Below are 12,182 nucleotides of genomic sequence, written 5' to 3' on the forward strand. Positions count from 1 at the left end.
GGAATCGGGTCTTTCAACAGTACGGCCGCGGCGTCCTGGGGACACCGCGGCCGGGGCTGCACTACAGGTGAACTGCTTCTGGCTACTTCTTCAGGGCGTCCAGCGCGCGCTGCGTGACGTCCTTGACCTCACCCAGGGCCGGGATCGTCGACACGAGGCCCTGGGCCTTGTAGTAGTCGATGATCGGCTCGGTCTGCGTGTGGTAGACCTCCAGCCGGTTGCGCACGGCTTCCTCGGTCTGGTCCTCACGCACGTACAGCTCGCCGCCGTCGATGTCGCAGACGCCGTCGACCTTCGCCGGGCGGTAGTCCACGTGGTAGATGTGCGAGCTGTCCTTGCGGCAGGTGCGCCGGCCGGCGAGGCGCTTGACGACCTCGTCCTCCTCGACCTCCAGGTCGAGGACGGCGTCGAGGTTCATGGCCCCGGCCTTCAGCATCACGTCGAGGGCTTCAGCCTGGGAGACGTTGCGCGGGAAACCGTCGAGCAGGAAACCGCCGGAGGCGTCCTCCTGCTCCATGCGGTCCTTGGCCATGCCGATGGTGATCTCGTCCGGGACGAGGTCACCCGCGTCCATGAACGCCTTCGCACGCCGGCCGAGCTCGGTGCCCTGGCTGATGTTGGCCCGGAACAGGTCGCCCGTGGAGATGTGCGGGATCGACAAGGTCTCGGCAAGGACAGTCGCCTGCGTTCCCTTGCCCGCACCCGGCGGGCCGACGAGGACGATTCGCATCAGCGGAGGAACCCTTCGTAATTACGCTGCTGGAGCTGGCTCTCGATCTGCTTCACGGTTTCCAGACCCACACCCACGATGATCAGGATGCTCGTCCCGCCGAACGGGAAGTTCTGGTTCGCTCCGAAGCCGGCCAACGCCATCGTCGGCACAAGAGCGATCAGACCCAGGTACAGCGACCCCGGCCAGGTGATCCGGTTGAGTACGTAGCTGAGGTACTCGGCGGTAGGCCGACCGGCGCGGATGCCCGGAATGAACCCACCATACTTCTTCATGTTGTCTGCAACTTCCTCGGGGTTGAACGAGATCGCCACGTAGAAGAACGCGAAGAAGACGATCAGGAGGAAGTAGACCGCAATGTAGTACGGGTGATCGCCCTTGACGAAGTGCTTCTGGATCCAGGTGGCCCAGCCGGCGGTGGAACCGCTGAACTGCACGACCAGTGCCGGGATGTAGAGCAGCGACGAGGCGAAGATGACGGGGATGATGCCCGCCTGGTTCACCTTGAGCGGGATGTACGTCGAGGTACCACCGTAGGCGCGCCGGCCGATCATGCGCTTCGCGTACTGGACCGGGATCCGCCGCTGCGCCTGTTCGACGAAGACCACCAGACCCACCATCGCGAGGCCGACCAGCATGACCACGCCGAACTCGACCCAGCCGTCCGCGATCTTGCCCTGCTCCTTGATGGCCCACAGGGATCCGACGAAGCCCGCGGCGATCGAGATGAACATCAGGATCGACATGCCGTTGCCGATGCCCCGGTCGGTGATGAGCTCACCGAGCCACATGACGAGGCAGGTACCGGCGGTCATGGTGATCACCATGACGACGGTGGTGAAGATCGACCGGTCCGGGACGATCTGGTCTTTGACCTGGCAGCCCTGGAAGAGGGCGCCGCTGCGGGCGGTGGCGACGAGGCCGGTGCCCTGCAGGATCGCGAGCGCGACCGTCAGATAGCGCGTGTACTGAGTGATCTTCGACGTGCCGGACTGGCCCTCTTTTTTGAGGGTCTCCAGCTTCGGGATGACCACGGTCAGCAGCTGCAGGATGATGCTCGCCGTGATGTACGGCATGATGCCGAGCGCGAAGATCGTGATCTGCAGCAGCGCACCGCCACTGAACATGTTGACGAGACCGAAGAGGCTGTTGTTGCCTGCCCCCATCTGGTCCACACAGATCTGAACGTTCTTGTAGCTCACGCCGGGTACCGGGATGTGGGATCCGAGTCGGTACAGCACGATCATGGCGAGCGTGAAAAGCAGCTTCTTGCGCAGGTCGGGCGTCTTGAACGCCCGGGCGAACGCGGTGAGCACGGTGCCTCCTGCGACCCCCGCGCTACTGCGTCAGAGGTGACGGTCTGAGGGATCGACGAATGTGTACAAGCAAAGGTGCAGGCCACCTTACCGGCGTCTGCACCTCCCATGGAACGACCAACCGGGGATGCCCCATATGTGAGGCACCCCCGGTCGGGTTTCTAGCTATTTGTCACTGAGTTCGTCTTAGACGAGCTCGGTCACAGAGCCACCAGCGGCGGCAATCTTCTCCTTGGCGGAGCCGGAAACGGCGTCAACCGAAACCTGCAGCGCCACGGAGATCTCGCCCTGGCCCAGGACCTTGACGAGGCTGTTCTTGCGAACCGCGCCCTTGGCGACCAGGTCGGCCACCGTGACCTCTCCACCCTCGGGGTAGAGAGCGCCGAGCTTGTCCAGGTTCACGACCTGGAACTCGGTGCGGAACGGGTTCTTGAAGCCCTTGAGCTTCGGCAGACGCATGTGGAGGGGCATCTGCCCACCCTCGAAGCGCTGCGGGATCTGGTAGCGGGCCTTCTGGCCCTTCGTACCACGACCGGCCGTCTTACCCTTCGACGCCTCACCACGACCGACACGGGTCTTCGCGGTCTTGGCGCCGGGGGCGGGACGGAGGTTGTGGGCCTTCAGCGGGCTGCTCTCAGCCATGTTAGTCAACCTCCTCAACCGTCACGAGGTGGCGGACGGTGTGAACCATTCCGCGGAACTCGGGGCGGTCCTCCTTGACGACGACGTCGTTCAGGCGCTTGAGCCCGAGCGAACGCAGCGTGTCGCGGTGGTTCTGCTTGCTGCCGATGTACGACTTGATCTGCGTGACCTTGAGGCGAGCCATTACGCACCCGCCCCAGCACGTGCACGGAGCAGAGCCGCGGGAGCGACGTCCTCGAGGGGCAGACCACGGCGAGCCGCGATCTCCTCGGGACGCTGCAGGCCCTTGAGGGCCGCCACGGTCGCGTGCACGATGTTGATCGCGTTGGAAGAACCGAGCGACTTCGACAGGATGTCGTGAACGCCGGCGCACTCCAGAACGGCGCGCACCGGGCCACCGGCGATAACACCGGTACCAGGGGCGGCCGGCTTCAGCAGCACGACGCCCGCGGCGCGCTCGCCCGTGATCGGGTGAGGAATGGTGCCCTGGATGCGCGGAACCTTGAAGAAGGACTTCTTGGCTTCCTCGACACCCTTGGCGATGGCCGCGGGAACTTCCTTGGCCTTGCCGTAACCGACACCTACAGTGCCGTCACCGTCGCCCACCACGACCAGCGCGGTGAAGCTGAAGCGGCGACCACCCTTGACAACCTTGGCGACGCGGTTGATCGCGACAACGCGCTCAACGTAAGCGGTCTTCTCGGCGGCAGGGCCACCGTCGCGACCCTTCCGGTCTCGCCGCTCGCCGCCACCGGCACCGCTTCCGCGGCGCTGGGGTCCAGCCATTGGATTACCTCTCTCTGTTACGTCCGTGAGTCCCGGAAAACGGGGCTTAGAACTTCAGCCCGGCTTCGCGGGCGGCGTCAGCCAGAGCGGCAATGCGCCCGGCGTATCGGTTGCCACCGCGGTCGAACACGACGGTCTCGACACCCGCGGCCTTGGCACGCTCGGCGACGAGTGCGCCGACGGCCTGGGCCTGCGAGCTCTTGTCGCCTTCGCCACCACGGATCGAAGCGTCCAGGGTCGACGCGGACGCCAGGGTGTGACCCTGGAGGTCGTCGATGACCTGAGCAACGATGTTGCGGTTGGAACGCGTCACGACGAGGCGCGGACGCTCCGCCGTACCCGAGACGTTCTTGCGGATGCGGATGTGACGGCGGGCCTTGGCGGCACGCTTGTACGCGTCGCCCTTGGCGATCTTTACACCGTAAGCCATGGCTACTTACCAGCCTTTCCGACCTTGCGGCGGATGACTTCGCCGGCGTACTTGACACCCTTGGCCTTGTACGGGTCGGGCTTCCGCAGCTTGCGGATGTTGGCGGCGACCTCGCCGACCTTCTGCTTGTCGATGCCCTCGACCGAGAACTTGGTGGGCGACTCGACCTTGAAGGAGATGCCCTCGGGCGCCTCGATCAGGATCGGGTGGCTGTAGCCAAGCTGGAACTCCAGGTTGGAGCCCTTCGCGGCGACGCGGTAACCGACACCGCTGATCTCAAGAGCCTTGACGTAACCCGTGGTCACGCCGGTGATCATGTTCGCCACCAGCGTGCGGGACAGGCCGTGCAGGGCCTTGTTCTGACGCTCGTCGTTGGGGCGGGTGACGTTCAGAACGCCGTCCTCACCCTTGACGATCTCGATCGGCGCCTTGACCGTGAGCGCGAGGGAACCCTTGGGGCCCTTCACAGCCACGGCCTGGCCGTCGATGGTGACGTCCACACCGGCGGGAACCTGGATGGGGAGCTTGCCGATTCGCGACATTGCTTTTCCTCCGTTCCCGACTACCAGACGTAGGCGAGGACTTCCCCACCTACGCCCTTCTTGCCTGCCTGCTGGCCGGTGAGCAGACCGTGGGACGTGGAGATGATCGCCACGCCCAGGCCGCCGAGCACCTTCGGCAGGTTGGTGGACTTTGCGTACACACGCAGACCGGGCTTCGAGATCCGCTTGATGCCCGCAATGGAGCGCTCGCGGTTCGGGCCGAACTTCAGCTCGAGGACGAGGTTCTTGCCGACCTCGGCGTCCTCGACCTTCCAGCCGGTGATGAAACCCTCCTGCTTGAGGATTTCTGCGATGTGCGACTTGATCTTGCTGTGCGGCATCACGACAGAGTCGTGGTACGCCGAGTTAGCGTTACGCAGACGCGTGAGCATGTCTGCGATCGGGTCAGTCATGGTCATGAAGTGGCCTTCGGCCTCTCTCGCCGGGGTTTCCTGTATGCGCCATCCCTCTCCCCACTCAGTGGCGGGACGGGTGCGGTGCGGGGACCTACGGCGTAGTAAGTCGTTATGGGCGGCGGACGCCCAACCACACAAGCCTAAGGCATGCGCGGCCGGGCATCCGCCGACCAGATGCTTACCGAGAGTGCCTGGTACTCCTCAAGTCCTTGCGGACGAGAGGGAATTACCAGGAGCTCTTGGTCACGCCCGGCAGCTCGCCACGGTGAGCCATCTCACGAAGGCAGACGCGGCACAGGCCGAACTTGCGGTACACGGAGTGGGGGCGACCGCAGCGCTGGCAGCGGGTGTACGCACGCACACCGAACTTGGGCTTGCGGGCAGCCTTCGCGATGAGAGCCTTCTTCGCCATCTCGCTTACGCCTCCTTGAAGGGGAAGCCGAGGTGACGAAGGAGCGCGCGGCCCTCAGCGTCGTTGGTCGCCGTGGTGACCACGGTGATGTCCATACCCCGGGTACGGTCGATCTTGTCCTGGTCGATCTCGTGGAACATGACCTGCTCCGTGAGACCGAAGGTGTAGTTGCCACGGCCGTCGAACTGCTTCGGCGACAGACCACGGAAGTCACGGATACGCGGCAGCGCGAGCGACAGCGTACGGTCCAGGAACTCCCACATGCGGTCACCACGGAGGGTGACGTGGCAGCCGATCGGCTGACCCTCGCGCAGCTTGAACTGCGCGATGGACTTGCGGGCCTTCGTGACGGCCGGCTTCTGACCGGTGATCGTCGTCAGGTCCTTGATGGCGCCGTCGATCAGCTTGGAGTCGCGGGCGGCGTCGCCCACACCCATGTTGACCACGATCTTCACGAGGCCGGGGATCTGCATGACGTTCTCGTAGGAGAACTCTTCACGCAGCTTGCCCGCGATGTCCTCGCGGTACTTCGTCTTGAGACGCGGAGTGGTAGCCATCAGATGTCCTCACCCGTCCGCTTGGCAACGCGGATCTTGTTGCCCTCGTCATCGAAGCGGAAACCGACGCGGGTAACGACCTTCTGGCCGTCCTTCTCCACAACCAGCTGAACGTTGCTGACGTGGATCGGCGCCTCGGTGATCACGATGCCACCGGTCTGCGAGCCACCAGCGGTCTGGCCGGCCTTGGTGTGCTTCTTGACCCGGTTGACACCCTCGACCAGGACGCGGTTCTCAGTAGGGATGGCCAGAATGACCTTGCCCTGCTTGCCCTTGTCCTTACCGGTGATGACCTGAACCAGGTCGCCCTTCTTGATCTTCATGCTTACAGCACCTCCGGCGCGAGCGAGATGATCTTCATGAACTTCTTCTCGCGCAGCTCACGGCCCACCGGGCCGAAGATACGGGTGCCGCGAGGGTCGCCGTCGTTCTTCAGAATGACGGCGGCGTTCTCGTCGAAGCGGATGTACGAGCCGTCCTGGCGGCGGCGTTCCTTCACGGTGCGAACGATGACCGCCTTGACGACGTCACCCTTCTTCACGTTGCCACCGGGGATCGCGTCCTTGACGGTGGCAACGATGACGTCACCGATGCCCGCGTAGCGGCGACCGGAACCACCGAGAACACGGATGCAAAGGATCTCCTTGGCACCAGTGTTGTCGGCGACACGCAGTCGCGACTCCTGCTGGATCACGTCTATCTCCTGTTTGTCTGCCGGTTCCCGGCGGGGGCATCACTCCGAAGAGCTACCGCCCCCACCGAGCCTGGCGGAACGAACCTGAGGGGCCCCTGGGCTTGCTGCCCAGGGCCTCAGATAATTACTTGGCCTTCTCGAGGATCTCGACGATGCGCCAGCGCTTGCTCGCCGACAGCGGACGCGTCTCCATGATGAGGACGCGGTCGCCGACGCCGGCAGCGTTCTGCTCGTCGTGCGCCTTGAGCTTGTTGGTACGGCGGATGACCTTGCCGTAGAGCGCGTGCTTCACGCGGTCCTCGACAGCGACGACGACGGTCTTGTCCATCTTGTCGCTGACGACAAGACCCTCACGGGTCTTGCGGAAGCCGCGGTCAGTCGTCTCAGTCACGTTCTTCTCGCTCATCAGGCGCTCTCCACCGTCTCGATACCGAGCTCACGCTCGTGCATCAGGGTGTAGATGCGAGCGATGTCCTTACGGACGGACTTGAGCCGGCCGTTGTTCTCCAGCTGACCCGTGGCCGCCTGGAAGCGCAGCTTGAACAGCTCTTCCTTGGCCTCGCGCAGCTTGCCAACGAGCTCCTCGTTACCGAGCTCACGCAGCTCGGACGCCTTGGTTCCCGTCGCCATCACGACTCACCTGCCTCGCGCCGAACAATCCGGCACTTCATCGGAAGCTTGTGAGCAGCGCGGGTGAGCGCCTCACGAGCAATCTTCTCGTTCGGGTAGGACAGCTCGAACATGACCCGGCCCGGGTGCACGTTCGCGATCCACCACTCGGGAGAACCCTTACCGGAACCCATGCGGGTCTCGGCAGGCTTCTTCGTCAGGGGACGGTCCGGGTAGATGTTGATCCAGACCTTGCCGCCACGCTTGATGTGGCGGGTCATCGCGATACGAGCCGCCTCGATCTGGCGGTTCGTCACGTAGGCGGGGGTAAGCGCCTGGATGCCGTACTCGCCGAACGAGACCTCAGTACCGCCCTTGGCCATACCGCGGCGCTTCGGGTGGTGCTGCTTGCGGTGCTTGACCCTACGAGGGATCAGCATGTCGGTCAGGCCTCCGTTCCGGTGCTCTCAGCCGGAGCGGCGGCGGGAGCGTCGGCCTTGGGGGCCTCGGCACCAACAGCCTGCTGCGGCTTGCGGCCACCACGGCCGCCGCGCTCGCCACCACGGCCACCACGGCCGGCGGGACGGTCGCCAGCGCCGGCGGCACCACGGGCCGGGCGGTTACCCGCACGGGCCGCAGCGTTCTCGGCGCGAACCTCGGCGATGTTCTTGACGTCGCCCTTGTAGATCCAGACCTTCACACCGATACGGCCGAAGGTGGTCTTGGCCTCGAAGAAGCCGTAGTCCACGTTCGCGCGGAGGGTGTGCAGCGGCACACGGCCTTCGCGGTAGAACTCGGAGCGGGACATCTCGGCGCCGCCGAGGCGACCGCCACACTGGATCTTGATGCCCTTGGCGCCGGCCTTCATCGTGCCCTGCATGCTCTTACGCATGGCGCGACGGAAGGAGACGCGGGAAGAGAGCTGCTCGGCAACGGCCTGCGCGACCAGCTGAGCGTCGACCTCGGGGTTCTTGACCTCGAGGATGTTCAGCTGGACCTGCTTGCCCGTGAGCTTCTCGAGGTCACCGCGGATGCGGTCGGCCTCGGCGCCACGACGGCCGATGACGATGCCCGGACGAGCGGTGTGGATGTCCACACGCACGCGGTCACGGGTGCGCTCGATCTCAACCTTCGAGATGCCGGCGCGCTCCATGCCGGACGTCATCATCCTGCGGATGGCGACGTCTTCCTTGACGTAGTCCTTGTACAGCTTGTCGGCGTACCAACGCGACTTGAAGTCGGTGGTGATGCCGAGCCGGAACCCGTGCGGGTTTACCTTCTGGCCCATTACCGGGAACCTTCCTTGCTGCTGACGACCACGGTGATGTGGCTGGTCCGCTTGCGGATCCGGTAGGCACGGCCCTGGGCACGCGGACGGAACCGCTTCAGGGTCGGGCCCTCGTCCACGTACGCCTCGCTGATGACCAGCGTGGAGGCGTCCGGGTGGTTGTAGTTGTGTGCGGCGTTGGCAATGGCGCTGTCGAGCACCTTGCCAACCGGCACGCTCGCGGCCTGCGGGGCGAAACGCAGGACCGCCTGAGCCTCCGTGGCATCCATGCCACGGATAAGGTCCACCACTCGGCGGGCCTTCATGGGCGTGACGCGGATGTACCGCGCCTGGGCCCTGGCTTCCATGGTTGTCCCTTCGGTGTAAGTCATAGTCGTAACCACCCCGCCTTTAGCGGCGCTTCGACTTCCGGTCGTCCTTGACGTGGCCGCGGAAGGTGCGAGTCGGCGAGAACTCGCCGAGCTTGTGGCCGACCATCGACTCGGTGACGAACACCGGGACGTGGATCTTGCCGTTGTGCACCGCGATGGTGTGACCCAGCATGGCCGGGATGATCATCGAGCGACGGGACCAGGTCTTGATGACGTTCTTGGTACCGGCTTCGTTCTGTACGTCCACCTTCTTGATGAGGTGTCCGTCGACGAAGGGTCCCTTCTTGAGACTGCGCGGCATCTAAACCCGCTCCTAGCGCTTCTTGTTCGTCTTGCGGCGGCGGACGATGTACTTGCTCGAAGCCTTCTTCGGCGAGCGAGTACGACCCTCCTTCTGACCCCACGGGGAGACCGGGTGACGACCACCGGAGGTCTTACCCTCACCACCACCGTGCGGGTGGTCGACCGGGTTCATCGCGACACCGCGGACGGAGGGGCGAACGCCCTTCCAGCGCATACGGCCGGCCTTGCCCCAGTTGATGTTCGACTGCTCGGCGTTGCCGACCTCACCGACGGTGGCGCGGCAGCGCGCGTCGACGAGACGGATCTCGCCGGACGGCATGCGGAGGTGGGCCATGACGCCCTCCTTCGCCAGCAGCTGCACGGAGGCACCAGCGGAGCGGGCGAACTTGGCGCCGCCACCGGGACGGAGCTCGATCGCGTGGATCGTGGTACCGACCGGGATGTTGCGGAGCGCCAGGTTGTTACCGGGCTTGATGTCGGCCGTGGGGCCGTTCTCAATCCGGTCGCCCTGCTTCAGGTTCTTCGGCGCAATGATGTAGCGCTTCTCACCGTCGGCGTAGTGCAGGAGCGCGATGCGCGCAGTGCGGTTGGGGTCGTACTCGATGTGCGCGACCTTGGCCGGCACGCCGTCCTTGTCGTGACGACGGAAGTCGATCACACGGTAGGCGCGCTTGTGGCCGCCACCCTGGTGTCGAACCGTGATCCGACCGGTGTTGTTACGGCCGCCCTTGCTGTGCAGGGGGCGGACCAGCGACTTCTCCGGCGTGGACCGCGTGATCTCGACAAAGTCGGCGACGCTGGAGCCACGACGGCCCGGGGTCGTCGGCTTGTACTTGCGGATACCCATTTCTCAGTCCTCGTCCGATTCCGGACGACTAGACCTCCGTTAGGAGGCCTGGCCGCCGAAGATGTCGATTCGGTCGCCCTCAGCGAGGGTCACGATGGCGCGCTTGGTGTCAGCGCGCTTGCCGAAACCGGTCTTGGTGCGCTTGCGCTTACCCTGACGGTTGATCGTGTTGACCCCGGTGACCTTGACCCCGAAGACCGCCTCGACGGCCTGCTTGATCTGGGTCTTGTTGGAGCCGGGCGCGACGATGAACGTGTACTTGTTCTCGTCCAGCAGCGCGTAGCTCTTCTCCGAGACAACCGGCTTGATCAGCAGGTCGCGCGGGTCAGTGAAGGTCTTGCTGGTAACGGTCGCCTCAGACATCAGGCGTCGCTCCCTTCGGTCTCATCGGCCTTGGGGCCAGACACGAAGGACTCGAAAGCGGCCTGAGTGAAGACCACGTCGTCAGAGACGATCACGTCGTACGTGTTCAGCTGGCCCGGCTCCAGGATGTGCACCTGGGGCAGGTTGCGGGCGGACAGCCACGCAGCCTCGTCGGCGCGCTCGACGACCAGGAGCAGGTTCTTGCGCTCCGAGATCTTGCCGAACAGCGTCTTGGCGGCCTTCGTGGAGGCGGCACCCTCGACCACGCCGGTGACGACGTGGATGCGGGAGTGACGCGCACGGTCCGAGAGGGCACCGCGGAGGGCGGCGGCCTTCATCTTCTTCGGGGTCCGCTGCGAGTAGTCACGCGGCTGCGGGCCGTGTACGACGCCACCTCCGACGAACTGCGGAGCGCGGGTGGAACCCTGGCGAGCGCGGCCGGTGCCCTTCTGGCGGTACGGCTTGCGGCCACCACCACGGACTTCGCCACGACGCTTGGTCTTGTGCGTGCCCTGACGGGCAGCAGCCAGCTGAGCGACGACGACCTGGTGGATCAGCGGAACGCTGGTCTTCGCGTCGAAGATCTCCGCGGGGAGCTCGACGGTACCGGCCTTGTCGCCTGCCGGCGAAAGGATGTCAATGGTGCTCATTAACTCAAGCCCCCTTAACCGCGGTACGGACCAGGACGAGGCCGCCGTTCGGACCGGGGACCGCACCCTTGATGAGGAGCAGACCCTTCTCCGCGTCAACCGCGTGGATGGTCAGGTTCTGGGTGGTGACGCGCTCGTTGCCCATGCGACCGGCCATGCGCATGCCCTTGAAGACACGCCCAGGGGTGGCACAGCCACCGATCGAACCGGGGGAGCGGTGCTTGCGCTGGACGCCGTGGCCGGCGCCGAGGCCCTTGAAGTTGTGACGCTTCATGACACCGGCGAAGCCCTTGCCCTTGCTGTTGCCCGTGACGTCAACCTTGACGCCGGACTCGAACACGGCAGCCGTGATCTCCTGGCCGAGCGTGTACTCGCTGGCGTCGGAGGTACGGAGCTCCACCAGGTGGCGGCGGGGGGTGACGTCAGCCTTGGCGAAGTGACCCTTGAGGGGCTTGTTCACCTTGCGAGGGTCGATCTCGCCGAAGGCGATCTGGACCGACTCGTAGCCGTCGACGTCGTTCGTACGGACCTGGGTAACAACGCAGGGCCCGGCCTTGACCACGGTCACCGGGACGACACGGTTGTTCTCGTCCCAGACCTGGGTCATGCCGAGCTTCTCGCCCAGGACGCCCTTGATCTGCTTTGCCATCTTCTCCGTGCCTCTCAGAGCTTGATCTCGATGTCAACGCCGGCCGGAAGGTCCAGGCGCATCAGCGAGTCAACGGTCTTGGGCGTCGGGTCGAGGATGTCGATCAGGCGCTTGTGAGTGCGCATCTCGAAGTGCTCGCGCGAGTCCTTGTACTTGTGCGGCGACTTGATGACGCAGTACACGTTCTTCTCAGTGGGCAGCGGCACCGGGCCCGCGACCGACGCACCAGTGCGCGTCACCGTCTCGACGATCTTCTTCGCCGACGAATCGATGACCTCGTGGTCGTAGGCCTTGAGCCGGATGCGGATCTTCTGTCCCGCCATGGCTACTCCGTAGTCCTGTCTGTTGTGGAAACGCTCTGGTTCTCGGTCGGCTGCGGATCGCTCCGCCGCTCTCCTCCGACCCACGCGGTCGGGCGTGTCGCGCTCCCTCTACAGAAAATTCCCATACGGAAATTCCCTCGTCCAAGGGGGCGCGGTCCCAAGACCGCAGATCGGGGGCAAACACCCACCGAGTACCTGGCAGGCACCGTGCTGACGCTTCCCAGAAGATTCCCGTACGTCCGCCCCATTGCTGC

23 protein-coding genes are annotated in these 12,182 nt (G+C 64.8%); all 23 read right to left on the reverse strand.

Annotation, left to right across the window (positions count from 1 at the left end; genetic code table 11):
* Nucleotides 1-82: 82 nt before the first annotated feature.
* A complete protein-coding gene (locus AC3IX6_RS14265; RefSeq protein WP_489370485.1) occupies nt 83-730 on the reverse strand; it encodes an adenylate kinase in 648 nt (215 codons plus the stop codon).
* Entirely contained in the window at nt 730-2,046 is a 1,317-nt protein-coding gene (gene secY, locus AC3IX6_RS14270; protein ID WP_489370486.1) for a preprotein translocase subunit SecY, read from the reverse strand. The genes AC3IX6_RS14265 and secY overlap by 1 nt, the downstream gene beginning before the upstream one ends.
* Nucleotides 2,047-2,232: 186 nt before the next feature.
* Nucleotides 2,233-2,688 (reverse strand): 50S ribosomal protein L15, encoded by a 456-nt coding sequence (rplO, locus tag AC3IX6_RS14275; RefSeq protein ID WP_243333371.1) that lies wholly within the window; start codon nt 2,686-2,688, stop codon nt 2,233-2,235.
* A gap of 1 nt (nt 2,689) precedes the next feature.
* Entirely contained in the window at nt 2,690-2,872 is a 183-nt protein-coding gene (rpmD, locus tag AC3IX6_RS14280) for a 50S ribosomal protein L30 (protein ID WP_112447741.1), read from the reverse strand.
* Nucleotides 2,872-3,474, reverse strand: a complete 603-nt coding sequence (rpsE, locus tag AC3IX6_RS14285; protein ID WP_008739695.1) for a 30S ribosomal protein S5 — start codon at nt 3,472-3,474, stop codon at nt 2,872-2,874. Before rpsE ends, rpmD begins: the two co-directional genes overlap by 1 nt.
* A 46-nt stretch (nt 3,475-3,520) precedes the next feature.
* Nucleotides 3,521-3,904 (reverse strand): 50S ribosomal protein L18, encoded by a 384-nt coding sequence (gene rplR, locus AC3IX6_RS14290; RefSeq protein ID WP_030008471.1) that lies wholly within the window; start codon nt 3,902-3,904, stop codon nt 3,521-3,523.
* Between the two features lie 2 nt (nt 3,905-3,906).
* Nucleotides 3,907-4,446: a 50S ribosomal protein L6 gene (rplF, locus tag AC3IX6_RS14295; RefSeq protein ID WP_243333369.1), complete on the reverse strand. Its 540-nt coding sequence runs from the start codon at nt 4,444-4,446 to the stop codon at nt 3,907-3,909.
* A 20-nt stretch (nt 4,447-4,466) separates the two neighbouring features.
* Nucleotides 4,467-4,865, reverse strand: coding sequence for a 30S ribosomal protein S8 (gene rpsH / locus AC3IX6_RS14300; protein WP_008739698.1), 399 nt, complete (start codon nt 4,863-4,865; stop codon nt 4,467-4,469).
* Nucleotides 4,866-5,088: 223 nt separating this feature from the next.
* Nucleotides 5,089-5,274, reverse strand: a complete 186-nt coding sequence (locus AC3IX6_RS14305; RefSeq protein WP_003956452.1) for a type Z 30S ribosomal protein S14 — start codon at nt 5,272-5,274, stop codon at nt 5,089-5,091.
* A 5-nt stretch (nt 5,275-5,279) separates the two neighbouring features.
* A complete protein-coding gene (gene rplE / locus AC3IX6_RS14310; protein WP_030008469.1) occupies nt 5,280-5,831 on the reverse strand; it encodes a 50S ribosomal protein L5 in 552 nt (183 codons plus the stop codon).
* Nucleotides 5,831-6,154 carry a 50S ribosomal protein L24 gene (gene rplX, locus AC3IX6_RS14315; protein ID WP_215023444.1) on the reverse strand — a complete coding sequence of 108 codons (324 nt, stop codon included), beginning with the start codon at nt 6,152-6,154 and terminating at the stop codon, nt 5,831-5,833. The genes rplE and rplX overlap by 1 nt, the downstream gene beginning before the upstream one ends.
* Before the next feature lie 2 nt (nt 6,155-6,156).
* On the reverse strand, nt 6,157-6,525 hold the full coding sequence (rplN, locus tag AC3IX6_RS14320; RefSeq protein WP_003956455.1) for a 50S ribosomal protein L14: 369 nt from the start codon (nt 6,523-6,525) through the stop codon (nt 6,157-6,159).
* Nucleotides 6,526-6,649: 124 nt separating this feature from the next.
* Nucleotides 6,650-6,931 carry a 30S ribosomal protein S17 gene (gene rpsQ, locus AC3IX6_RS14325; RefSeq protein WP_243333368.1) on the reverse strand — a complete coding sequence of 94 codons (282 nt, stop codon included), beginning with the start codon at nt 6,929-6,931 and terminating at the stop codon, nt 6,650-6,652.
* Nucleotides 6,931-7,155 (reverse strand): 50S ribosomal protein L29, encoded by a 225-nt coding sequence (rpmC, locus tag AC3IX6_RS14330; protein WP_008739703.1) that lies wholly within the window; start codon nt 7,153-7,155, stop codon nt 6,931-6,933. Before rpmC ends, rpsQ begins: the two co-directional genes overlap by 1 nt.
* A complete protein-coding gene (rplP, locus tag AC3IX6_RS14335; RefSeq protein ID WP_030026326.1) occupies nt 7,155-7,574 on the reverse strand; it encodes a 50S ribosomal protein L16 in 420 nt (139 codons plus the stop codon). The genes rpmC and rplP overlap by 1 nt, the downstream gene beginning before the upstream one ends.
* Before the next feature lie 5 nt (nt 7,575-7,579).
* On the reverse strand, nt 7,580-8,422 hold the full coding sequence (gene rpsC, locus AC3IX6_RS14340) for a 30S ribosomal protein S3 (protein WP_266955875.1): 843 nt from the start codon (nt 8,420-8,422) through the stop codon (nt 7,580-7,582).
* On the reverse strand, nt 8,422-8,769 hold the full coding sequence (gene rplV, locus AC3IX6_RS14345; RefSeq protein WP_007265904.1) for a 50S ribosomal protein L22: 348 nt from the start codon (nt 8,767-8,769) through the stop codon (nt 8,422-8,424). The genes rpsC and rplV overlap by 1 nt, the downstream gene beginning before the upstream one ends.
* A gap of 43 nt (nt 8,770-8,812) precedes the next feature.
* Nucleotides 8,813-9,094, reverse strand: a complete 282-nt coding sequence (gene rpsS / locus AC3IX6_RS14350; protein ID WP_023539342.1) for a 30S ribosomal protein S19 — start codon at nt 9,092-9,094, stop codon at nt 8,813-8,815.
* 12 nt (nt 9,095-9,106) lie between these two features.
* Nucleotides 9,107-9,943: a 50S ribosomal protein L2 gene (gene rplB / locus AC3IX6_RS14355; RefSeq protein ID WP_254387362.1), complete on the reverse strand. Its 837-nt coding sequence runs from the start codon at nt 9,941-9,943 to the stop codon at nt 9,107-9,109.
* 39 nt (nt 9,944-9,982) lie between these two features.
* Nucleotides 9,983-10,306: a 50S ribosomal protein L23 gene (gene rplW / locus AC3IX6_RS14360; RefSeq protein ID WP_030154694.1), complete on the reverse strand. Its 324-nt coding sequence runs from the start codon at nt 10,304-10,306 to the stop codon at nt 9,983-9,985.
* Nucleotides 10,306-10,956 (reverse strand): 50S ribosomal protein L4, encoded by a 651-nt coding sequence (gene rplD / locus AC3IX6_RS14365; RefSeq protein WP_030008466.1) that lies wholly within the window; start codon nt 10,954-10,956, stop codon nt 10,306-10,308. Before rplD ends, rplW begins: the two co-directional genes overlap by 1 nt.
* A 4-nt stretch (nt 10,957-10,960) precedes the next feature.
* Nucleotides 10,961-11,605, reverse strand: a complete 645-nt coding sequence (rplC, locus tag AC3IX6_RS14370; RefSeq protein ID WP_266880616.1) for a 50S ribosomal protein L3 — start codon at nt 11,603-11,605, stop codon at nt 10,961-10,963.
* A gap of 14 nt (nt 11,606-11,619) precedes the next feature.
* Nucleotides 11,620-11,928, reverse strand: coding sequence for a 30S ribosomal protein S10 (rpsJ, locus tag AC3IX6_RS14375; protein ID WP_003948644.1), 309 nt, complete (start codon nt 11,926-11,928; stop codon nt 11,620-11,622).
* Between the last annotated feature and the right edge of the window lie 254 nt (nt 11,929-12,182).

The organism is Streptomyces sp. GL_141 (genome assembly GCF_057834385.1).

What these genes read in the sequence shown, in the direction of transcription:
- rpsC (WP_266955875.1), bottom strand. Translation starts at nt 8,422, where the DNA reads ATGGGCCAGAAGGTAAACCCGCACGGGTTCCGGCTCGGCATCACCACC.
- rplC (WP_266880616.1), bottom strand. Translation starts at nt 11,605, where the DNA reads ATGGCAAAGCAGATCAAGGGCGTCCTGGGCGAGAAGCTCGGCATGACC.
- AC3IX6_RS14265 (WP_489370485.1), bottom strand. Translation starts at nt 730, where the DNA reads ATGCGAATCGTCCTCGTCGGCCCGCCGGGTGCGGGCAAGGGAACGCAG.
- rpsJ (WP_003948644.1), bottom strand. Translation starts at nt 11,928, where the DNA reads ATGGCGGGACAGAAGATCCGCATCCGGCTCAAGGCCTACGACCACGAG.
- rplP (WP_030026326.1), bottom strand. Translation starts at nt 7,574, where the DNA reads ATGCTGATCCCTCGTAGGGTCAAGCACCGCAAGCAGCACCACCCGAAG.
- rplD (WP_030008466.1), bottom strand. Translation starts at nt 10,956, where the DNA reads ATGAGCACCATTGACATCCTTTCGCCGGCAGGCGACAAGGCCGGTACC.
- rplX (WP_215023444.1), bottom strand. Translation starts at nt 6,154, where the DNA reads ATGAAGATCAAGAAGGGCGACCTGGTTCAGGTCATCACCGGTAAGGAC.
- rpmD (WP_112447741.1), bottom strand. Translation starts at nt 2,872, where the DNA reads ATGGCTCGCCTCAAGGTCACGCAGATCAAGTCGTACATCGGCAGCAAG.
- rpmC (WP_008739703.1), bottom strand. Translation starts at nt 7,155, where the DNA reads ATGGCGACGGGAACCAAGGCGTCCGAGCTGCGTGAGCTCGGTAACGAG.
- rplR (WP_030008471.1), bottom strand. Translation starts at nt 3,904, where the DNA reads ATGGCTTACGGTGTAAAGATCGCCAAGGGCGACGCGTACAAGCGTGCC.
- rplE (WP_030008469.1), bottom strand. Translation starts at nt 5,831, where the DNA reads ATGGCTACCACTCCGCGTCTCAAGACGAAGTACCGCGAGGACATCGCG.
- rplV (WP_007265904.1), bottom strand. Translation starts at nt 8,769, where the DNA reads ATGGAAGCCAGGGCCCAGGCGCGGTACATCCGCGTCACGCCCATGAAG.
- rplF (WP_243333369.1), bottom strand. Translation starts at nt 4,446, where the DNA reads ATGTCGCGAATCGGCAAGCTCCCCATCCAGGTTCCCGCCGGTGTGGAC.
- rplB (WP_254387362.1), bottom strand. Translation starts at nt 9,943, where the DNA reads ATGGGTATCCGCAAGTACAAGCCGACGACCCCGGGCCGTCGTGGCTCC.
- AC3IX6_RS14305 (WP_003956452.1), bottom strand. Translation starts at nt 5,274, where the DNA reads ATGGCGAAGAAGGCTCTCATCGCGAAGGCTGCCCGCAAGCCCAAGTTC.
- rpsH (WP_008739698.1), bottom strand. Translation starts at nt 4,865, where the DNA reads ATGACCATGACTGACCCGATCGCAGACATGCTCACGCGTCTGCGTAAC.
- rpsQ (WP_243333368.1), bottom strand. Translation starts at nt 6,931, where the DNA reads ATGAGCGAGAAGAACGTGACTGAGACGACTGACCGCGGCTTCCGCAAG.
- rplW (WP_030154694.1), bottom strand. Translation starts at nt 10,306, where the DNA reads ATGTCTGAGGCGACCGTTACCAGCAAGACCTTCACTGACCCGCGCGAC.
- rplO (WP_243333371.1), bottom strand. Translation starts at nt 2,688, where the DNA reads ATGGCTGAGAGCAGCCCGCTGAAGGCCCACAACCTCCGTCCCGCCCCC.
- rpsS (WP_023539342.1), bottom strand. Translation starts at nt 9,094, where the DNA reads ATGCCGCGCAGTCTCAAGAAGGGACCCTTCGTCGACGGACACCTCATC.
- rpsE (WP_008739695.1), bottom strand. Translation starts at nt 3,474, where the DNA reads ATGGCTGGACCCCAGCGCCGCGGAAGCGGTGCCGGTGGCGGCGAGCGG.